This window comes from Bradyrhizobium sp. LVM 105 (assembly GCF_003957705.1).
Taxonomy (GTDB): domain Bacteria; phylum Pseudomonadota; class Alphaproteobacteria; order Rhizobiales; family Xanthobacteraceae; genus Bradyrhizobium; species Bradyrhizobium frederickii.
Genome location: NZ_QZMV01000002.1, coordinates 192,904 through 213,634, shown reverse-complemented (window position 1 = coordinate 213,634; position 20,731 = coordinate 192,904). Strand labels below are relative to the sequence as shown.

The window sequence follows — 20,731 nt, the reverse complement described above, 5'->3', positions numbered from 1 at the left end:
AACTGAAGTCCGGAAGCAGCCCCACATCGCTTCCGAATCAAAGCGATTTGAATCCAGTTTTCGCGGGCTGTCGAGAGTCAACGAATCGTTAACGCGAAATTATTCTTATCCAACGCGCAGTTTGTGCGCCGCGCGTCCGCAAAGTCACGGGCCGAAGGAGTCCGAAACGGGAACGTGTGACTCCTCGCGTATTCCTCGTCACGCGCGCGGCGGTTCGGCGTGACTGATCACGCGCTTCACGGTCGGGAACGCGCGCCGCAGCGCGCGCTCGATCGCGTCGACCTGCTCGTGCACCTTGACGACGCTCATCGACGGCGTCGCGCGGCAGTGGAAGTTGACGATCTCGCCGGCATCGGTGTTGCGGACGCGGACATTGTGGATGTCGTGGATCTCGCCTCCGGCGGCGTACTGCGTCAGCGCGGCGGCGATCGTCCGCACCCTCTCAGGCGCCGCATCGACCCCGAACGGAACTTCCGGTTCCAGCGGCTCGATATGGACGTCGACCTCGACGTCCTCGCCGAACTCCTCCTGGATGTTGCGTTCCAGGGTGTTGGCGATGTCGTGGGCGGCCTCCAACTGCATTCCGCCATCGACCTCGAGGTCGATGCTGACGATCAGCTTGGCGCCGAGATCGTGCACCGTGACGTGGTGGATGGCGAGGCCCGAATTGCGCGCGATCACCATGATGCGGTCGCGCACGGTCTCGTTGTCGCGCGCGACGGGCACCGCAGCGAAAGTGAGGTCGGCATCACCGAACGCCCGGCTGACGGCGGCCTGCGCGTTGCGCTTGATGTCCTCGACACGGTCGATCGGGTAGGTCCGCGGCACCTTTGCGATGGTGTCGATGAAGGTGGTCGCGCCGACCATGCGCACCCGCAGGCGTTCGACGTCGATCACCCCTGGCACGCTCCGGATCGCGGCCGTGGCCTTCTCCTGCGCGCCCTCGGGAGCGCGATCAACCAGCGTCTGCACGGTCGAGCCGGCCATGCGCAGGCCGAGCGCTGCGATCATCACGGCGACCGCGGCAGCCGCCGCGGCGTCGCCCCACCAGTAGCCGAGGCCGGCGAGGATCAGGCCCACGATCACGGCGAGCGAGCCCATCACGTCCGAGGCGAAATGCAGCGCGTCGGCCGCCAGCGCCTGGCTCCGCGTCTCGCGCGCGGCGCGGTGCAGGGCGCGGGCGCGCCAGAGATTGACGATGATGTCGATCACCAGCACGACGAAGGGCACGGCCGAAATGGTCGGCGGCGGGGTTCCCTCGCTGAGCCGGCTATAGGACTCGACCAGGATGCCGCCGGCGAGCACGTAGAGCAGGGCGGTGACGCCCAGCGCCGAGACGCTCTCCAGCTTGCCGTGGCCGTAATGGTGCTCCTCGTCCGCCGGCTTGTCCGACACCCGCACCACCGCCCAGGTGATGATGGTGGCGACCAGGTCGATCGAGGAGTGCAGGGCCTCGGAGATCAGTGCCAGCGAGCCGATCGCGATCCCGACCGCGAACTTGGCGGCCGCCATGCCGCCGCTGGCGAAGATCGAGATCGCGGCGACCGAGGTCTTGTCATGCTGGGAAGTCATGGCCGGGGATTTAGCAGCCCATGGCCGAACATCAAGCGGCGATCCACAGAAGTAGTCGCGAGTGAGTTGCAGGAGCGATCTACGCTTGCTCGGTCTCGTAGGGTGGGCAAAGGCGCGAAGCGCCGTGCCCACGTTCTTTCACGATTGCTGACGGATCGTGGGCACGCTTCGCTTTGCCCACCCTACGGGACCGCCGCTTTGGCCGAGACTGCCCCTCACACCGTCACCACGATCTTCCCCAGATGCTTGTTCGCCTCCATGTGCTCGAACGCCCTGTCGATGTCGTCGAACGCAAACACCCTGTCGATCGGCAGCTGTAGCTTTCGGGACTCCACCGCGCCCCAGACGTCCTTGCGGACCTCCTCGAAGATCTCGCGGACCTCCTCGATGGTGCGGGTGCGGAAGGTGACGCCGACATAGTCGATGCGGCGCGCCGCATGCAGGTCGAAGTTGAAATCGGCATGGGTGCCGCCGAGCCGGCCGACATTGACGATGCGGCCCTTCACCTTGGTCGCGGCGAGGTTCTGATTGGCGACCTTGCCCGAGACCTGGTCGACGATGAGATCGACGCCTTCGCCGTTGGTCGCCCTCAGGACCTCGTCGACCCATTTCGGATCGGAGCTGTCGACCGCGAGATCGGCGCCGTAGTCCTTCAGCCGGCCACGGCGAGCGGCATCGGTGGAGGAGCCGATCACGAGCCTGGCACCCTTGAGCCTTGCGATCTGCATTGCCATCAGGCCGACGCCGGAGCTCGCACCCTGGATCAGCACGCTCTGTCCGGGCTGCATGCCGCCGACGGTGACGACGGCGTTGTGCATGGTCGCGAGCGCGACGGGCAGGGTGGCGGCCTCCTCGAAATTCATGTTGGAGGGCGCGTGGAACAGCCGGCCGTGATCGGCCAGCGTGTATTCGGCGAAGGCCGCGCCGCCCGAGCCCATGATGCGGTCGCCGATCTTGACGCCCTTTGCATCGGGTCCGAGCTCGGCGACCTCGCCGGCCCATTCCATCCCGAGCACGGTGCCGACGCCGCCGGCCGCGCCATGGGCGTGGCCCTTGCGCATGCCGGTGTCGGCGCGGTTGAGCCCGCAGGCGTGGACGCGGACCAGCACCTGCGTGCCCTCTGGTCTTGGTTGAGCGACGTCGGAAATCTTAGCGCCGTCAGGGCCGTAGACATAAGCCTTCATGAAATGATTTCGCCTCTTGCCGTGACTATTCGGCCGCTTCGCGTTGCGGCTGAACGATCATGCCCTCCAGCCGGTTGCGAATGATCGCTTCCGCCTCGCGCACGATGCGGGAGACGAGCTCGGCGCAGCTCGGGATGTCCTGGATCAGGCCCTGGACCTGGCCGGCCGACCAGATGCCTTCGTCGGAATTGCCGGTGGCGTAGACCATCTTGCCGCGGGCGCCCGCGACGAGCTCGCGGATGTCCTCGAACTTGGCGCCTTCCTTCTCCATCGCGACGACCTTGGTCGAGATCGCGTTCCTGGCGACGCGCGAGGTGTTGCGCATGGTGCGGAAGATCAGCTCGGTCTCGCGCTCGTCGTTGGCGACGATCTTCTCCTTGATGAGCTGGTGGATCGGGCTCTCCTTGGTCGCCATGAAGCGGGTGCCCATGTTGATGCCGTCGGCGCCGAGCGCCAGCGCCGCGACGAGGCCGCGGGCATCGGCAAAGCCGCCTGAGGCGATCATCGGGATCTTGACCTTGTTGGCGGCGGCCGGGATCAGGATCAGGCCGGGCGTGTCGTCCTCGCCGGGATGGCCGGCGCATTCGAAGCCGTCGATCGAGATGGCGTCGACGCCCATGCGTTCGGCCGAGAGCGCGTGGCGCACGCTGGTGCATTTGTGCACGACCTTGACGCCGTGCCTTTTGAACTCGTCGACATGCTCCTGCGGCTTGTTTCCGGCGGTCTCGACCACCTTGATGCCGGCCTCGATGATGGCGGCGCGGTATTCGGCATAGGGCGGCGGCTTGATCGCGGGCAGGATGGTGAGGTTGACGCCGAACGGCTTGTCGGTGAGGTCACGGCAGCGCGAGATCTCCTTGGCGAGGTCCTCCGGTGTCGGCTGCGTCAGCGCCGTGATGAAGCCGAGCGCGCCGGCATTGGCAACGGCGGCGACCAGCTCGGCGCGGCCGACCCATTGCATACCGCCCTGGACGATCGGGTGCTCGACCCCGACGAGTTTGGTGAACCGTGTCTGCAGCATGATGTTTCCCCCGCCCCTTGCGGCGCTCTGTTATCGGTTGATGCCTGGAGGATGCCGCTGGGGGTGGCAAAAGTCTATTGCGCCGCCGTACGGGCGATCATGCGGAGATGTAGGTGATTCCGCAGGGCGGATAATTGGAATGCGCCGCTGCCTGATGGCGCAAGCTCTTTCCTCAAACGCCGTCGTCATGCCCCGGCTTGACCGGGACATCCGGTACGCCGTGGCGTCTCGGCGCTAGCCTCGCAGTCTCTGGAATACTGGATTGCCCGCTTTCGCGGGCAATGACACCGAGTATGAAGCGAAGAGCTATTCCGCCGACAGCCGCACCATCCGGCGGCCGCCGTTCATTTCCTTGAGGCGGTTGACGAAGTTTTCCGGGCGTTGCCAGCGGTTGGGGACCTCGAGGCCCATGAACTCGGCGATGTCGCCGATGAAGCCGGTGCAGTTGGCGGTCTCGGCGTTCCAGACCGGCGAGTTCGCCTGCAATTTCTTGATATAGGCGAACACGCGCTTGGCGTCGGCCTCGTTCAGATAGACGCGATAGCTCGCCGTCAGATATTCGGGGTCGAGATCGCCGTAGCTCGCGCCGGTCTCGGACGGTACGAAGGTGATGTGGCCGAGCACGTAGGCGAGCGTGTCGCCGGCGGGCGTGAGGCCAGCGACCTCGACCGCCTTCTCGCTGGTCTTGCCGTACCAGACGAAGGCGTGGCCCCAGCTCGCGGCCGTCCGCGCGCGGAAGTCGACGTAATAGGGACCTTTCTCCACGCGCGCGACGGAGCGCCGCGCCGATTGCGGCGCCGGCCGCGACGTGGAGTCGGTCGTGGCAAGCACATTGGCATCGGCATTGCGCTTGTTCGCTTCGTGCGCCGAAGCCGAGGGCATCAGGCACGCGATCATCGCCGCGAGGGCGAGTCCGGCAAGAATGCAGGATCCCGATCGATCAGGTTTGTTCGTCACGCTGTGCCCCTCGACTGTCGGCCGCTTACGCTGGTCTCGCGCGCATTGCGCTAGCGCGTCAGTAGCGCGCCGCGACCGGGCCGGGCGCCTTGCCGATCGGAGCCTTTCCAACCGGGCTCTTGCCAATCGGCATCTTGCCGATCGGCGCCTGCTCGGCCGGATAGACCGGCACCGGCTGTCGGCGCGGCAGGTCCGCAGCGTTCGCGGCCGTCACCAGAGCAAGCGTGGCACCCAGAGCAATTACAATCTTCTTCACAGCGATACCCCTAGAAGGTTTGGTCCAAACACGGCAGTGCCGTGCCCCCAGACACGCCTCACAGAAGGGCGGCCGAATGCGTCCAAGTTGCGGCGCACACGGGACATGTTGGCGGCATATGTCTGACGCGCGCAGATGTGATTTGTCCGGATGCTTCGGATGGCGCGATGCGGGTTTCTTCCGCGACGCCTCACCCGATGCGGTTCAAACTATTCCTGATCGTCGCGAAGATGCCGCCGATGTCCTTGCGCAGCGCGTCGAGCGCGTTGAAATTGTCGAAGACGCGCGCGAGACGGTCTTCGACCTCGCGCTTGCTCTTGGTGAGCGCGTCGACGCGCGAAGCGAGGGTCACGTTGCCGTTCGCCTCGATCTCGCCGACGGTTCTGGCGAGGAGATCGCGAGTGGCCCCGACCTCGGCGATCATGGCCTCGATGCCGAATACCGGTGCCTTGAGCGGGACGAGATCGGCCTGCGACTTCGACAGTTCTGTCTTGAAGGCGTTCAGCGTCGCCAGCGTCTCCTGCAAGGCGCCGAGGCGCTGGCGGGACTGGAGGACGAACTCGTTCAGCGCATTCTGGCGGTCTGCGAGGGGCGTACCGTCGGCGTCCGTCTCGACCTCGGCGAGCGCGCGCTCGATCTGGGCCCGGCGTTGGCCGAGGTCCTCGAAGTCGAGCCGGATGCTTTTGAGAATGTTGAAGCTGTCGTCGATGCGGGCGAGGCGCTGCTCGATCTCGATCTTGTGCTTCGACAGCGTCTCGACACGCGTGGCAAGCGGCGTCTCGCCGCCGGTCTCGAGTTCGTCGATGGTCTTGGCGAGACGATCATGGCTGAGACTGAGCTCGCCGATCAGAGCGTTGATGCCGGCGTCCGAGGACCGCAACGGCGCCAGCTCGGCGTGGGATTTCGCCAGATCCTCCCGGTATTGATTCAGGGTCGCAAAGGTTTCCTGGACCGCGTTGACCCGCCCCAGCAGCGCCGACACGTCGCGCGCGATGTCCCGCTGCCGATCGGCGAGGTTGTTCCTGCGGTCGTCGGTTTCGAGGTCGTGCAGCGAGCGTTCGAGCTGGTTCTGGCGGTCGCGGATCTCGGTGAAGACGGGCTCGACCGCCCGGCGCTGCTCGGCGACCTTGCCGACCATCTCGCGCAGATGCTGCTGGCGATGGCGGATCTCGGCGAGCTGGTCGTGCATGTCGGCGGATTCGTTGCGGCCCTGCTGCAGCAGCGCGCGCTGCTCGGTCTCGCCGAGCTTGTCGTGGAGGGCGGAGACCGCCTCCCGGGGATCGCTCTCGATCAGGTGCTGGACGGTGGCGTCGAGGTGGTTTTGCAGGGCGTGGGCGACGACGACGTCCTCGCGGGTCTTCCTGAGGCGTTCGCGCAGGGTGTCGAGGCGCCGGTCCTGGCGCGACAGCCGCCAGACGGAAGCGCCGATCAGCGCCAGCGCCAAGGCGGAGATCGCGCCGGTCGCGACCCGCTGCGGCGTCGGCAGGCTGACGAACCAGGCGGGCAGGTGACTGACGTCGTATCCGAACGCCTGCTGGGCGAAGACCGCGGCGACGGCCAGCAGGCCGAACCAGGCAACCAGGAAAAACAGCCACATCGTGAATTCCTCACGCCGGCACACATTTCCGCCATGATTGCCAAGCGCGGAACCGGGCGCAAGGGGCCGGCAGGGTGCCGGATGCGCGTTGGGGCGCGAATCCCCAACTGGCCGCATCAGCCGATGGGCTGGAGGCAATGAAAGGCTGCCGGGACTTCCTGAACCGGGAAATCCCTAGATCGGACGCAGCTGTCGCGGCAGTCGCCGACCCGAATCGGCGCGCCTCACTTCCCGAAGAAGTTCGAGCGCATCTTGTCGGCGAACCAGACGACGAAGATCGCAGCGAACGCGAGGGCAAAGTACAGAGCCGTCCACAGAAGTGCATTACCGGCATTCGTCATGGCGTCCTCCCTTGCATCAGAACTCGGTCTGTTGCCGGCAAGGATAATGGCGTCGCGACGGCGCGATTTGCGCAGGATCAAATCTGCCGCGCTGCAGCAAGGACAGCGCGCCGCCGCTCGGGAAACCATGGAGGCGCGCCCGCGAAAGATGAGCTAGAGCCGAAACTCGTTGGTGAGCTCGCCGATGCCGTCGATCGCGACGGTCACCGTGTTCACCTGCTCTTTCATCACGCCGACGCCGACCGAGGTGCCGACGGCGATGAGATCGCCGGGAAGCAGGGTCATGTCGTGCGAGATCTTGCTGACCAGCTCCTGCGCCGAGAAGATCATGTCGGAGATCGGGTAGTTCTGCCGCTCCGCGCCGTTGAGGATGGTGCGGACGGTGAGCTTGGCCGGATCGAGGCCGGTCGCGATGACGGGACCGAACGGACCGTAATCGTCGATGCCCTTGGCGCGGGCCCATTGCGGGAAAGTGGGATCGCTGGTCAGGATGTCGTTGGCGGTGATGTCGTTGACGCAGGTGTAGCCGAAGATGAAGCTGTCGGCTTCGTCAGGCGAGACGCGAGCGCATGTCCTGCCGATGACGATGCCGAGCTCGCCCTCATAGGTGGTCTTGCCGTCGTAATAAGAGGGCCGGCGGATCACCGCGCCCGGCGTCGTGATGCTGGTGGTGGCCTTGAGTAGATAGAGCGGTTCCGGCGGCTCGGGCTGGTTGAGCTTGGCGGCGAGTGCGTGAAAATTGTTCCAGAGCGCGACGATCTTGCTGGGGGCGCAGGGCGCGAGCAGCTCGACCTCCGACAGCGCCAGCGTCTTGCCGGTGACGGCGTTGCGGCCGAACATCTCGCCCTCATGCACGCTGATGCCCGATGAAGTCAGCGTGCCGAAACCGGTCGTGCCAGCGTGGCGGAAGCGCAGCCACTTCGTCATCTCGCCAGCCATCACGCCACCGCCAATGCGCGCGGATCCGCCGGCGTCGAGACGCCGTCATAGAGGCCGGCGATGCGGGCGCGCTGGGTCACCATCGCCAGCACCGAGTCGAGCGCGGGCGTCGGGATGCCGGTGAGGCGGCCCATCTCCTGCACGACGGTGACGAGCGGATCGATCTCCATCGGGCGGCCGCGCTCGAGATCCTGGAGCATCGAGGTCTTGTGCGCACCGACCTTACGGGCGCCCTCGATGCGGCGCTCGACGTCGACGCGGAATTTGATCCCGAAGGTCTCGGCAACCGCTTGCGTCTCCACCATGATCGCGCGTGACAGCGCACGCGTGGACGGATCGGTGCAGATCACGTCGAGCGTTGCGTGCGTGAGCGCGCTGATCGGGTTGAAGCAGACATTGCCCCAGAGCTTCAGCCAGATCTCGTCGCGGATGCGGTCGAGCACCGGCGCCTTCAGCCCGGCGGCGACGAACAGGTCGGCGAGGCGCGCTACGTCCGACGTGATCTCGCCGGAGGGTTCGCCGAGCGGAAAATTGTTGCCGTAGACGTGGCGGATTACGCCGGGCGCCTCGATCTCGGTGGCGGGATAGACGATGCAGCCGATGGCGCGCTCGGCTCCCAGCTCGCGCCACTGCCGCCCGCCGGGGTCGATGCTCTCCAGCGTCGAGTTCTCGTACTGGCCGCCGTGCTTGTAGAAGTACCAATAGGGGATGCCGTTGACGGCGGTGACGATGCGGGTGTGGGGCCCGAGCAGCGGCTGCATCGTCTCGATCACGCCGGTGATCGAATGCGCCTTCAGCGTGATGATGATGTAGTCCTGCACGCCGAGCTCGCTGGGGTCGTCGGTGCAGCGCGGATGCACAATGTGCTTCTCCTCGCCTGTGAGCAGCGTCAGGCCGCGCTCGCGCATTGCGGCAAGGTGCGCGCCGCGGGCGATGAGGCTGACATCGGCCCCTGCGCGCGCGAGCTGAACCCCGAGATATCCGCCGATCGCGCCGGCGCCGTAGATGCAGATCTTCATGAATTCCTCGCGGGGAGCAGAAGCCGGATTTTGGGACGAAAGATCCGGTCCGGCTCGGAAGGATCCGAGCCGGGGCCGGCAGTCGCAGGGGAAGCGTGCGTCGTTCAGGCGGCCGCTTGCGGCGTGCCGTTGAGGGCCTCGTCAACGGCAGCTGCGATGTCGCGCATGCTGATGACGGAGACGAGGCTGTAATCGTCGATCACCGGCAGGTGGCGGATGTGGTGCCGGTTCATCAGATGCCGGACGTGCTCGACCGTGTCGCTCGAGGTGCAGGACACCAGCTGCTGCACCGAGACGAGTTGCGAGACCTTGACGTTGACGGCATTCGCGCCGTGCTCGGCGACCGCGCGCACCACGTCGCGCTCGGTGAACATGCCGACCGCGGTGTTTCCTTCCGAGCGGACCACGTCCTTGACCACCAGCGCGCTGATGTTGTTGGCGCGCATCAGCTTGGCGGCGATACCCACGGTTTCGTTCATTCGCACCGTGACAACGCGCGGCGTCTTCTTGCGCAGAATGTCTCCGACCAGCATTGCAACCTCCCTGGGTGAAATGTTGGGAGAAGTGTGGTATACATAATGCCAACCGTCAAGCGCTGGATTTGACCGATCCGAAAAATCTTGCGTCAGCGATCCTGACATTGTCGTCGCGACAAAAAGAAAGGGGCGCAGCGCTGCGCCCCTTCTGGTCGTGCAAACCCAGGTGGCGGTTATGCCGTCTCGGTCTTGGCGCGGCCGGGCGCTGCCTCGGTGCTCTCGGCGTCCTTGCCGAGGATGAAGGAGCGGCGCAGCGGCTTGATCACGAACAGTGCCATCAGCGCCGCCGTCGCGTTCAGGGCCACGGCGACCACGAACACGGCCTTCCAGCCATGGGCCGCCGAGATCACGCTTGCGAGCGGAACGAGCAGGGAGGCGGTGCCCTTCGCGGTGTAGAGCATGCCGTTGTTGGTGGTCGCGAATTTCGAGCCGAAGGTGTCACCGCAGGTGGCGGGGAACAGCGAGTAGATCTCGCCGAACACGCCGAAGTAAATCGCGGTCGCCAGCACGAAAACGAGCGGGATGTGACCGTAGGCCGACAGCGTCAAGAGCATCAGGGCGGCGGTGCCGAAAGCGATGAACATGGTGGGCTCGCGGCCGATCGTGTCGGAAACGAAGCCGAAGAACGGGCGGCCGAAACCGTCCAGGATGCGGTCGAGCGAGATCGCGAAGGTCAGTGCCGCCATCTGGAAGCCGGCGAGCGTGACCGGCGTGTCGGCGATCTTGAAGTCGTGCGCGATCGGGGCGATCTGCGCCGCGGTCATCAGGCCGCCCGAGGCGACCATGACGAAGACGAGATACATCACCCAGAAAACAGGGGTGCGCAGCACCTGCGGCGGGGTGAAGTCGATCCTCGTCTGCGGCAGATTGAGCTGCTTCCTCTTCGGCGGGATCGAGAGCCGCGGCGGCTGGATGAAGAAGGCGAGCACGAACACGATGACGCCCTGGCCGATGCCGAAGGTGAGGAAGGCGTGCTGGTAGCCGCTCGATGCGATCATGCTCGCGATCGGCACGATGGTGAGCGCGGCACCGGCGCCGAAGCCGGCAGCGGTGGCGCCGGCGGCAAGGCCGCGGCGGTCCGGAAACCATTTCAACGCGTTGCCGACGCAGGTGCCGTACACCGCACCCGCGCCCATGCCGCCGATGATCGCGGCTGCGTAGAGCAGGGTGAGAGAGTCGGCATAGGAGTTGAGGATCCAGGAGAGCGCGATCATCGCGCCGCCGAACATGACGATGATGCGCGGGCCGTATTTGTCGACGAACCAGGCCTCGACCGGCACCAGCCAGGTCTCGGTGACGACGAAGATGGTGAAAGCGAGCTGGATCGCGGCGCGCCCCCAATGATGGGCTGCATCGATCGGATCGACGAACAGCGTCCAGCCATATTGCAGATTGGCGATCATCGCCATGCAGACGATGCCCATGCCGAGCTGGAGCCAACGGAAACCGGTGCGAAGAGGCGCGGCCGTGACGGCGCCGTCCGTGCTGGAAATCATCAAGAACCTCCCAACGCGCCTGATTGATTGCGATGCAGGGTGGCAAGGTGACCTGATGTCGCAAATCTTGTGGCTTATCGTCACAGGCGCAGGCTGGAGATTGGTATACGATATTCCAGATTGCAAGCCCTTACTTGTCCCGATTTCAACATCAGCGAGAGTTCCAGCGCGATCCTCCTGACCTTCGCAGCAAACGAAAACGCCCGGCCGTGAGGCCGGGCGTCTGCTCGATGAGGAGCTGTGGCGGAGCGGGTCAGACGGTCGATTTTGCGACCACGACCTTGCGCCAGGGCTTGAGCACCGCGATCGCCAGCAGCGAGGCCAGGATGTTGGCGCCGGCTGCGATGATGAACACGCTGTCCCAGGTGCCCGACGATTGCTGCATGTAGTTGGCGATCGGCACCAGCAGCGCGGCGGTGCCCTTGGCGGTGTAGAGCAGGCCGGCATTGGTGGTCGCGAACTTGGCGCCGAACGTGTCGGTGCAGGTCGAGGGGAACAGCGAGTAGATCTCACCCCAGGCAAAGAACACGAAGCCGGAGAGCAGCACGAACCAGATCGGATCGTGGCCCCAGAGGTAGAGCATCCAGATGCCGAAGCCTTCCATGCCGAAGGCGATGAACATCGTGTTCTCGCGGCCGATCATGTCGGAGATCCAGCCGAAGAACGGACGCGTCAGGCCGTTGAGCACGCGGTCGATCGTGGCCGCGAACGTCACTGCGGTCATCGTCACTGCCATCAGCGTAACCGGCACGTTGTCGACCTTCCAGTCGGCCGCGATCGGCTTCAGGTTGGCCGTCACCATCAGGCCGCCGGCACCGACGATCACGAACATGAAGTACATCAGCCAGAAGATCGGCTGACGCAAAACCTCGGTCGGCTGGTAGTTGCGCCGGGTCTGGAGCAGATTGGCGTTCGCCACCACGTTCGGCACCTGGCCCGCTTTCGGCGACAGCAGGAAGAAGGCGAGGATGCAGATGATGATGCCCTGGCCGAGACCGAAATAGAGGAAGGTGGCCTGGAAACCGCTGTCCTTGATCATGGCCTGGATCGGCGCGACGGTGAGCGCGGAGCCTGCACCGAAGCCCGCCGCGGTGATGCCCGCGGCGAGACCGCGTTTGTCCGGAAACCATTTCAGCGCGTTGCCGACGCAGGTGCCGTAGACGCCGCCGGCGCCGATGCCCGCGATGATCATGCCGAGATAATAGCCGTTGAGGGTGGTGGCCTGCGCGTTGATCGCCCAGCCGATGGCGCAGAGCACGCCGCCGACCAGCACGACGATTCGCGGACCATATTTGTCGACGAACCATCCCTCGATCGGCACCAGCCAGGTCTCGAACAGCACGAACAGAGTGAAGGCCCATTGGATCGACGCGCGATCCCAGCCGAACGTCTTCTGGATGTCGGGGACGAAGAACGTCCAGCCGTATTGATAATTGGCGATCATCACCATCGCGCCTACGCCGATGGCCAATTGCGCCCAGCGATAAGCATCGCTCACACGGGTGACACTAGGGGCCGCTGCTGCCGACTGCACCATGTCCGTCATTCAAAACCCTCCCAACGCGCCGATCATTTTTATGCATGCGCTGGCGGCAGCTTGGTATGCATTATGCCAAGATTCAAGCTGGGGAGGCGGAGGTGCGGCGAAATAACGCGGCCCCGTCCACATGCGTCATGAGCACCGGATTGTAAAGCCTCAATTGCCGGCGACGTGCGGCGGCAGCGCAGGTGCTTATATTCAAGCTATTGATTTTAAGTGGATTTTTTGTTATTTGGCGAAGCCGCAGACGTGTTCTCAAACACCTGTCCGCTTGGGATTTCCCACGCAGGCGCTCCTGCGCCGCCGGCGCACGGGGGCGGGGAGACCGCCCAACGTCCTGGAATTCTATATCCCAGAAGTCCGGCCTGCGGCAATTTAGCGAGGGAGGCGGCGGTCGGCGCCGACTTGCGGCTTCACGCCATCGACGTGCGCAGCCGGCTGTAGCCTTCCTGGATCGCGGACCAGAACAGGGCGACCAGACCGAGCGCCATGATCGTGCTGACAAGACCGTTGGAGAAGAAGATGCCGAGCGAGCCTTGCGATCCCAGCAGCGATTGCCGGAAGGCTTCCTCCGCCTTGTCGCCGAGCACGATGGCGAGCACCAGCGGTGCGAGCGGATAGTTGCACTTCTTCAGGAGATAGCCGAGCACGCCGAACACCAGCATCAGCATCACGTCGAAGGTGCTGTTGTGGACCGAATAGGCGCCGATCGCACACAGCACCAGGATGAGCGGCGCGATGATGCCGAAGGGCACGCGGAGGATCGCGGCGAAGATCGGCACGCAGGTGAGCACGACGATGAGGCCGGCGAGGTTGCCGAGATACATCGAGGCGATCAGGCCCCAGACGAACTCCTTCTGCTCGACGAACAGCATGGGGCCGGGCTGCAGGCCCCAGATCAGCAAGCCGCCGAGCAGGACGGCGGCGGTCGGGGAGCCCGGCACGCCGAGCGACAGCATCGGCAGCAGCGCCGAAGTGCCCGCCGCATGTGCGGCCGTCTCAGGCGCGATCACGCCTTCGATCTCACCCTTGCCGAAATTGTTGCCGCGTCGTGACAGGCGCTTGGCGATGCCGTAACTCATGAAGGAGGCCGGCGTTGCGCCGGCGGGCGTGACGCCCATCCAGCAGCCGATCAGGCAGGAGCGCAGCGAGGTCATCCAATAGGCTGGCAATTCCCGCCAGGTCTGCAGCACCACCCGAAGGTTGATGCTGGCATTGCCGCCGCGGAACGCCAGCCCTTCCTCCATGGTCAGCAGGATCTCGCCGATGCCGAACAGGCCGATCACGGCGATCAGGAAGTCGAATCCGTTGAGCAGCTCGGTGACGCCGAAGGTCAGCCGCAATTGTCCGGTGATGGAATCGAGCCCGACCGCCGCGAGCGCAAAGCCCATCATCATCGCTGCGATGGTCTTGAACGGCGGCTCCTTGCTGAGGCCGACGAAGCTGCAGAAGGCGAGGAAGTACACCGCGAACTTCTCCGCCGGCCCGAATCTCAGCGCGAAGCCTGCGACGAGCGGCGCAACCAGCGTGATCATGATGACGGCAAACAGTGCGCCCACGAAGGAGGAGGTGAAGGCGGCGGTCAGGGCTTCGCCGGGCTTGCCCTGCTGCGCCATCGGATAGCCGTCGAACGTGGTCGCCACCGACCAGGGCTCGCCGGGTATGTTGAACAGGATCGAGGTGATGGCGCCGCCGAACAGCGCGCCCCAATAGATGCAGGACAGCATGATGATCGCCGATGTCGGCGGCATGCTGAAGGTCAAGGGAAGCAGGATCGCAACGCCGTTGGCGCCGCCGAGCCCCGGCAGCACGCCGATGATGACCCCGAGCGTGATGCCGATGATCATCAGCATGATGTTGTAGGGGTGCAGGGCGACCGCGAAGCCGTGAAACAGATTGGCCAATTCTTCCATATTGATATCCTGCAGCAGCAATCAGTGAACAGATGCGCGGCGCTTACAGACCGAGCCATTCCTCGATCGGACCCTTGGGGAGCGGGACCAGGAACCAGCGCTCGAAGATTAGATAGGTCAGGACCGGCATGCCGACCGCCACGGCAACGACCGTCAGCCAGCGATAGCCGCCGAGCCAGCGCATGAACCAGGCAATGAAGACCGTGGAGGCGATGTAGAGGCCGATGAACGGCATCGACCCGACATAGATCGCGGTCGGCACGACGACGCTCATGACCTGGCGCAGCTGTCCCCATTCGGCGAACAGCCGCCCGTCGTCGTCGCGCTGCGCATGCCAGAGGTTGATGGCGCTCGCCACGACGATGGCGGCGCCGATATAGAAGGGGAAGAAGCCGGCACGCGGGCCCTCCGCGCCCCAGTTGATGCCGGCCTTCAGGCTGCCGAAGATCACGACGAGGCCGAAGACGCCGATCAGCAGCGCCATGCCGATTTCCAGCGTCTTGTGGGCCGGGCCAGATGCGGATCCGGATCGTTCAGTCATGTGACCTCCAGGCGGGAACGCAATTTTCGCGGTCGCGGCAGGCGTAGGGACGACAAGCGTCCTCAGCCCTCGCCGATGTCGCGGCTCAATTCGATGCGAGGAAGCCGGCTTCCTTCATCAGGCCTTCGTGGCGCTTCTCCTCCGCCTCGACCCACTTGGCGTAGTCGGCGCCGGTCAGGAAGGTCGTGTTGAAGGCGCCGCTCTTCATGAAGTCCTGCCATTCGGGCGTGGCGCGGACCTTCTTGAACAGCTCGACATAATATTCGGTCTGATCCTTCGTGACCTTTGGCGACATGAACACGCCGCGCAGCATGAGATATTCCATCGCGAGGCCCTGCGACTTGCAGGTCGGAATATCCTTCCAGGCCTTGCCGTCGGCGATCGGCTCGTCATAAGCCATCGGCTGGGCGTCGAACACGCACAGCGGGCGCAGCTTGCCGCCGCGCCATTGCGCGACCGCCTCGATCGGATTGTTGACGGTCGAATCGACGTGGTTGCCGACGAGCTGCACCGCGACTTCACCGCCGCCCTTGTAGGGGATGTAGGTGAACTTCGCATCGATTGCCTTCTCGATGCCGACCGTGATGATCTGGTCTTCCTGCTTCGAGCCGGTGCCGCCCATCTTGAACGAGCCGCTTGGTGCCTTCTTCGCGGCGTCGACGTAATCCTTGACGCTGTTGTACGGCTTCTCGGCATTGACCCAGAGCACGAACTCGTCGAGCGCCAGCATCGCCACCGGCGTCAGATCCTTCCAGTTGAAAGGAATCCCCGTTGCCAGCGGCGTCGTGAACAGGTTCGACAGCGTGATGATGATCTTGTGAGGATTGCCCGACGACGTCTTCACATCCAGGAAGCCTTCGCCGCCCGCGCCGCCGGCCTTATTGATGACGACCAGCGGCTGCTTCATCAGATTGTGCTTGGTGACGATGCCCTGGATGGTGCGCGCCATCTGATCGGCGCCGCCGCCGGTGCCCGCGGGCACGATAAACTCGACCGGGCGGACCGGCTCCCAGGCTGCGCGGCTTGCGGTGCTGGTGACGCATGACATCACGATTGCCGCCACGGCGACATTCAGAACGAGTGGCTTCATCTGTTTCTCTCCCTGTCGAACCCTCAGCGCAGCCGCTCTTTGTCGGCTTGCGTCAGCCCATCTCGATTTCAGATACCCGGTGTCACCCTTGCGGTCGATCTCCCATGGGTAGTCCGATAGAAACTCTATGATCAGGGATAAGGCGCGGCATCCGCTCCTTTTGGCTTAGGCTCCGCCAGGGGCGCCGCGCTCGTGCCCCTCGGCTCTTCCGTCGCGCGCTACGTTTCCCCGCCTCACACCTTGGATTGTGCGATCGTTATTTGCTGGTCGAATGGTATGCGAGATGCCAGCAAACAAACAATCGGATCGGCAGGGGCCCGGTCGGACACATTGTCGCAGCCGCTAGGCGAGGAGGCAAAAGCAAATGGCCCCGAGGTGGGGCCATTTGATCAAGTTGAGTGGGGGGCGGAATCTGCCGGCCCGTCGCGCGGCGGCAGATAAGCCCTTCTTACAAGCCGAAACGCGGCGGTTCGCCGTTGCGGTTGGAAATCTCGGCGCTCGCCATCAGGAAGCTGTCGATCGCGGCCATCACGCGGGCGAACAGCGAGGAGGACGGGGCGAAGGCAACGGAAGCGGTCTTGGACATTGGAATTCCCTTTCTCGAGACGGTCAGTCCTAACGACGGTCAGTCTTGGCGTCTCTTGGCGAAGGGAATTTATGTATACCAGATGCCAGCGTCTACGCTCTTGTTTGCATAGCAGCATTCGATGCGCCGCATTGCAGCATAATGCGGGGTTAATGCGGCCGGATCGGGCCTAAAAGCTACGGCTGGCTGAGATTGCCGGTCCATTCATGGCAAGAGAGGCCGAATCGTTCGCTGCGAGACGGGATCCCGATGGCGATGGACGCCAAGTTCAGGCCGCACTGCAGCGGACGGGCCTTGGCAGGACAAGTCAAAGCCGCTAGTGGTCTGCCCCCTTCCAACGATCTGTCAGAGTGGTTCATGTCGAGCGCCTCGCCCGCCGTCTCGATCGGCATCGATTTTGGAACCAGCAATACGGTCGTCGCACTTGCGGCGGACGATCGCCGGGTCGAGGCCATCCGCTTCGACCACGGCGGACAGCGCCACAGCGTCTACGTGTCGGCACTGTGCTTCTGGGAGGACCGGCCCGGCGCCGGCGCCCAGGCCGAGGGCGGCCCGTGGGCGATCGAGCAATTCCTCGAAGGCCGTCACGTCTACCGCTTCCTGCAGTCGTTCAAGACCTTTGCGGCGAGCAGCAGCTTCATCACCACGCAGGTGTTCCGGCAGCGCTTCAAGTTCGAGGACATCCTGGCGGCGTTCCTGCGGACGCTGGCGCGCCATGGCGGCGAGAAGTTCGGCTTCGAGACGTCGACCATCACGGTCGGCCGTCCGGTGCGCTTTGCCGGCGGCAATCCCGACGAGGCGCTGGCGATGCAGCGCTACCGCGCCGCGTTCGAGCGCCTGGGCGCCGGCCATGCCCGCTATGTCTACGAGCCCGTGGGCGCGGCGTTCTCGTTTGCCCGAAGGCTGGAGCGCGATGCCACCGTGCTGGTTGCGGATTTCGGCGGCGGCACCAGCGATTTCTCCGTGATGCGCTTCTCGCGCAAGGGCGGTGCCCTTCGCGCCGAGCCGCTCGGCCATGCCGGCATCGGGATCGCGGGCGATACGTTCGATTACCGTATCGTCGATCACGTGGTCTCGCCGCGGCTCGGCAAGGGCTCCAGCTTCCGCTCCTTCGACAAGGTGCTGCCGATCCCCAGCGGCCATTACACCAATCTCGCGCGCTGGCATCAGCTGGCGATGATGAAGAGCAACGGCGATTTGCGCGAACTCCGGGAGCTTGCGCGCACCGCGCTGAAGCCGGCTCTGCTCGAGGACTTCATCACCATCGTCGATCTCGACCTCGGCTTTGCGCTGTACCGCGCGGTGTCGGATGCCAAGGTCGCGCTGTCGGCGCAGGACGAGGTCGACTTCCGTTTCAAGGGCGGCGGCGTCGACATCGGCGCGGCCATCACGCGCAAGAATTTCGAATCCTGGATTGCCGACGACATCGCCCGGCTCGGTGCCACCGTCGACAAGGTGCTGGCCGAAGCCGGCATCGCCGCGCGCGAGGTCGAGAAGGTCTTCCTGACCGGCGGCAGCTCGTTCGTGCCGGCCGTGCGCAAGCTGTTCGCTGAGCGGTTCGGCAACGAGCGCCTGATGTCGGGCGACCAGTTCGAGTCGATCGCCTACGGGCTTGCGCTGATCGGGCACAGCCCGGATCCGGATCGTTGGACCGCAGGCGGCGGGCTGGCCGCGCAGGCGTAGCAGGCGGCGAGCAGCGTCCAGGCGGGACGCTGTTCGGTCGCTATTTCTGCTGAATTCGGTTCAGGTAATCGATCACCGCGAGAATGCGAGTCCGCACCACGACCTCCGGGTTTTGCTGCGGCCCGGCCTTCTGCCAATAAGTGGGATCGACGGCGTGAGGCAGGTTGACGATGGGGTTGAACCGCTCGCCCCAGACGGGCATCTCACGGGTGCCGTGAGCTGTGACTGATTTCGACCCATAGAGGGTTTCGTAGACGGCGTTGGTGGGAAACACGCCGTTATTGTTCTTGGCCAACTTGGTCAGGTCGGAAGGCGGCGTCTTGAGCTGGCCGCTGACCGGTCCGTTGCCCTTTGCCTCGGCGCCATGACAACTCGCGCACGAAGACTGGAATTCGGCCTTGCCAATGTCGACTTCTTCGGCCTTCGCAGCGGTCGCGACACCGGCGGCCAGACCGGCAATGATCAACCATTCGAGAGCAGATCTCATCATCTCGCCTCCGACGCCCGCAGGGAAGACTTCTGCTCCTAGCCGCTTTGTCCGCCGGACAGCTTGACGCACATCAAGACCGCGCACCCGGTGCCGTCGGTGGGCGAAGGCGCGGAGCGCCGTGCCCACCATCTTGGCAAGTGCCGCAGGGTGGGCGAAGCGACCTGTCCGCCGTAGCTCGCAGAGCGAAGGCGGAAGCGTGCCCACGCGTCGCCGTATCGGAAAGGTCGTGGGCACGGCGCTTTGCGCCTTTGCCCACCCTACGATGCTGGTGTCGTCGCTACTGATTGATCTCCGGCTCGACCAGCCTCGCCAGATTGCGCAGCGATTCCTGCCAGCCGAGATAGCAAGCCTCCGGCGGAATGACGTCGGGAATGCCGGCCTGCGTGATCTCGATCTCGGTGCCGACCGAGACCTTCTTCAGGCTCACGTTCACCTGAATTTCGCCGGGCAGGTTGGGATCGTCGAACTTGTCGGTGTAGCGCAGGCGTTCGCCAGGGACGAGCTCGAGATATTCGCCGCCGAACGAATGGCTGTTGCCCGTGGTGAAATTCCGGAACGACATCTTGAACGTGCCTCCGACCTTGGGCTCGAAATGATGCACGGTGCAGGTGAAGCCGTTCGGCGGAAGCCATTTCGCCATCGCATCCGCCTCCAGGAAGGCGCGATAGACCTTCTGGGGGCTGGTGGCGAGAACGCGGTGCAGGCGGACAGTGCTGGGCATGGTTGTTATCCTCAGTGTTTGATGGGCCCGAGATTGGCGTCTATGGCCCATTCATGTCACGAGGACGACCGGGAAGCCGCCGATCCGACAAGGCGCGGCAGATTTTTTTGCGAGTGTTCCGCCGGTCTCCTAGCCGGCTGCGACATCCTGCGGTGTCATCGTGAATGCCAGCCGATAGCTGCCGATCGTCGGATTGTTCTGCGCGCCCAGAGCGCCGAGCGACCCTGGTGAAAGCGGGCTTGCGATCGCAGCCTCAACTACATCGGCATCGTAGCCTGAGAGCAGCACGATCCAGTCGGCGGCGCCGTCCTTGCCGCGGATCTGTTGTTCGGTGGTGGGCGCGCTCGTCCGCGGCGTGTCGGTGCGGAGGAGGTGAGCGCCGGTCAGCCCCGGTTTCTGCGCCAATGTGCCGAGCGTATTCGCAAGATGCGCCTGCAAGTCCGCCTCACATCCGGCCTGCGGTGACAACCTGATCGTCGCGAGCGAAGTCGCAACGCCACCCCCAAAGCTTTCGATCAGGCGGCACTGGCTGCGGATCATGCCGAGATGATGCGGCATCATTTTCGTCGACCACGGCGTCGGCGCATTGAGCCGGTCGAGATATCCCTTCGAGGTGAGCACCTCATACTCCGCGAGCTCGTAGAGCACGAAGAAACCTTCCGCGTCCGTCGTGCTGGTCCAGCGCGATCCGCGCCGGAAGCCGGGAATGCCCATCCGCTCCGGAAAGTGCTCATGCGAATGCCAGTCGCCGAACTCGGAGCGCTGCTCGGGGCGAACGCTCCACCACATCGCGACGGCGGCCTTGCCCAGCAGTGACATGCTGATCTCCCTTGCGTTTCCGCCAGATTGCTTCAGGACACGCGGCCGATCAATCAGCCACGATTCCGCTCTCGTTGCCCGCTCAACTCCAGCACGAAATCGGGGGGACCACCGTTGCGCTGCACGCTCTCGGCTTTCGTCATTACGCTTTGCTGTCTTGGTTCGCCGGCCGCCGCAGCTGGCATTCAGTTGCTCAATGCCGGTCCGGCGCTGTCGGGCGCGATCTGGTATCCGTGCGCGGCGGCCGACGCATGTGGCACTGAGCAACCTGTCAGTCGGCGCCGATTTCGATGTGAAGGGCGTGAAGGATTGGCCGAAAATCTGCGCGGGTTTTGTCTGCTTGGGCTGCTCGGATTTCATCATTTTCAGCACGAGCCAGAACTTGGTCCCACCGCGACGACCTACTCGTGTTGCATTGAGCGCCAGTCGA

19 protein-coding genes are annotated in these 20,731 nt (G+C 64.6%); 1 reads left to right on the top strand and 18 read right to left on the bottom strand.

Features of this window, described 5'->3' with window-relative positions; genetic code table 11:
* Positions 1-198: 198 nt before the first annotated feature.
* The 15 genes from D6B98_RS06345 to D6B98_RS39730 form a co-directional block, all read right to left on the bottom strand.
* Complete coding sequence (locus tag D6B98_RS06345; RefSeq protein WP_126256087.1) at positions 199-1,572, bottom strand: cation-efflux pump; 1,374 nt, start codon at positions 1,570-1,572, stop codon at positions 199-201.
* A 215-nt stretch (positions 1,573-1,787) separates the two neighbouring features.
* A complete protein-coding gene (locus D6B98_RS06340; protein WP_126256086.1) occupies positions 1,788-2,756 on the bottom strand; it encodes a zinc-binding dehydrogenase in 969 nt (322 codons plus the stop codon).
* A gap of 25 nt (positions 2,757-2,781) precedes the next feature.
* Positions 2,782-3,777, bottom strand: coding sequence for an NAD(P)H-dependent flavin oxidoreductase (locus D6B98_RS06335; RefSeq protein WP_126256085.1), 996 nt, complete (start codon positions 3,775-3,777; stop codon positions 2,782-2,784).
* Between the two features lie 306 nt (positions 3,778-4,083).
* Positions 4,084-4,734, bottom strand: a complete 651-nt coding sequence (locus D6B98_RS06330) for a hypothetical protein (protein ID WP_126256084.1) — start codon at positions 4,732-4,734, stop codon at positions 4,084-4,086.
* Between the two features lie 58 nt (positions 4,735-4,792).
* A complete protein-coding gene (locus tag D6B98_RS06325) occupies positions 4,793-4,990 on the bottom strand; it encodes a hypothetical protein (RefSeq protein WP_018315845.1) in 198 nt (65 codons plus the stop codon).
* Between the two features lie 190 nt (positions 4,991-5,180).
* On the bottom strand, positions 5,181-6,587 hold the full coding sequence (locus tag D6B98_RS06320; RefSeq protein WP_164718439.1) for a hypothetical protein: 1,407 nt from the start codon (positions 6,585-6,587) through the stop codon (positions 5,181-5,183).
* A gap of 494 nt (positions 6,588-7,081) precedes the next feature.
* A complete protein-coding gene (locus tag D6B98_RS06315) occupies positions 7,082-7,855 on the bottom strand; it encodes a fumarylacetoacetate hydrolase family protein (protein ID WP_164718438.1) in 774 nt (257 codons plus the stop codon).
* An 11-nt stretch (positions 7,856-7,866) separates the two neighbouring features.
* Positions 7,867-8,886 carry a 2-dehydropantoate 2-reductase gene (locus D6B98_RS06310; protein WP_126256081.1) on the bottom strand — a complete coding sequence of 340 codons (1,020 nt, stop codon included), beginning with the start codon at positions 8,884-8,886 and terminating at the stop codon, positions 7,867-7,869.
* Between the two features lie 104 nt (positions 8,887-8,990).
* Positions 8,991-9,419: a CBS domain-containing protein gene (locus D6B98_RS06305; protein WP_126256080.1), complete on the bottom strand. Its 429-nt coding sequence runs from the start codon at positions 9,417-9,419 to the stop codon at positions 8,991-8,993.
* Positions 9,420-9,595: 176 nt separating this feature from the next.
* Positions 9,596-10,918 carry an oxalate/formate MFS antiporter gene (gene oxlT / locus D6B98_RS06300; protein ID WP_126256079.1) on the bottom strand — a complete coding sequence of 441 codons (1,323 nt, stop codon included), beginning with the start codon at positions 10,916-10,918 and terminating at the stop codon, positions 9,596-9,598.
* Positions 10,919-11,171: 253 nt separating this feature from the next.
* On the bottom strand, positions 11,172-12,464 hold the full coding sequence (gene oxlT / locus D6B98_RS06295; protein ID WP_126256078.1) for an oxalate/formate MFS antiporter: 1,293 nt from the start codon (positions 12,462-12,464) through the stop codon (positions 11,172-11,174).
* 407 nt (positions 12,465-12,871) lie between these two features.
* Positions 12,872-14,371, bottom strand: a complete 1,500-nt coding sequence (locus D6B98_RS06290; RefSeq protein WP_126256077.1) for a tripartite tricarboxylate transporter permease — start codon at positions 14,369-14,371, stop codon at positions 12,872-12,874.
* 43 nt (positions 14,372-14,414) lie between these two features.
* Complete coding sequence (locus D6B98_RS06285) at positions 14,415-14,912, bottom strand: tripartite tricarboxylate transporter TctB family protein (RefSeq protein ID WP_126256076.1); 498 nt, start codon at positions 14,910-14,912, stop codon at positions 14,415-14,417.
* 85 nt (positions 14,913-14,997) lie between these two features.
* Positions 14,998-16,002 carry a Bug family tripartite tricarboxylate transporter substrate binding protein gene (locus D6B98_RS06280; protein WP_126256075.1) on the bottom strand — a complete coding sequence of 335 codons (1,005 nt, stop codon included), beginning with the start codon at positions 16,000-16,002 and terminating at the stop codon, positions 14,998-15,000.
* Positions 16,003-16,450: 448 nt separating this feature from the next.
* Complete coding sequence (locus D6B98_RS39730) at positions 16,451-16,588, bottom strand: hypothetical protein (RefSeq protein ID WP_164718437.1); 138 nt, start codon at positions 16,586-16,588, stop codon at positions 16,451-16,453.
* A gap of 357 nt (positions 16,589-16,945) precedes the next feature.
* Here D6B98_RS39730 and D6B98_RS06275 point away from each other — a divergent pair, with 357 nt between their 5' ends.
* On the top strand, positions 16,946-18,271 hold the full coding sequence (locus D6B98_RS06275) for an Hsp70 family protein (protein WP_126256074.1): 1,326 nt from the start codon (positions 16,946-16,948) through the stop codon (positions 18,269-18,271).
* 40 nt (positions 18,272-18,311) lie between these two features.
* Here the strand turns inward: D6B98_RS06275 and D6B98_RS06270 are convergent, their stop codons facing one another.
* From D6B98_RS06270 to D6B98_RS06260, 3 genes are all read right to left on the bottom strand, one after another.
* Positions 18,312-18,761, bottom strand: a complete 450-nt coding sequence (locus tag D6B98_RS06270) for a c-type cytochrome (protein ID WP_126256073.1) — start codon at positions 18,759-18,761, stop codon at positions 18,312-18,314.
* Between the two features lie 277 nt (positions 18,762-19,038).
* Complete coding sequence (locus D6B98_RS06265; protein WP_126256072.1) at positions 19,039-19,482, bottom strand: SRPBCC family protein; 444 nt, start codon at positions 19,480-19,482, stop codon at positions 19,039-19,041.
* Between the two features lie 129 nt (positions 19,483-19,611).
* On the bottom strand, positions 19,612-20,664 hold the full coding sequence (locus tag D6B98_RS06260) for a hypothetical protein (RefSeq protein WP_245481265.1): 1,053 nt from the start codon (positions 20,662-20,664) through the stop codon (positions 19,612-19,614).
* Positions 20,665-20,731: the final 67 nt, after the last annotated feature.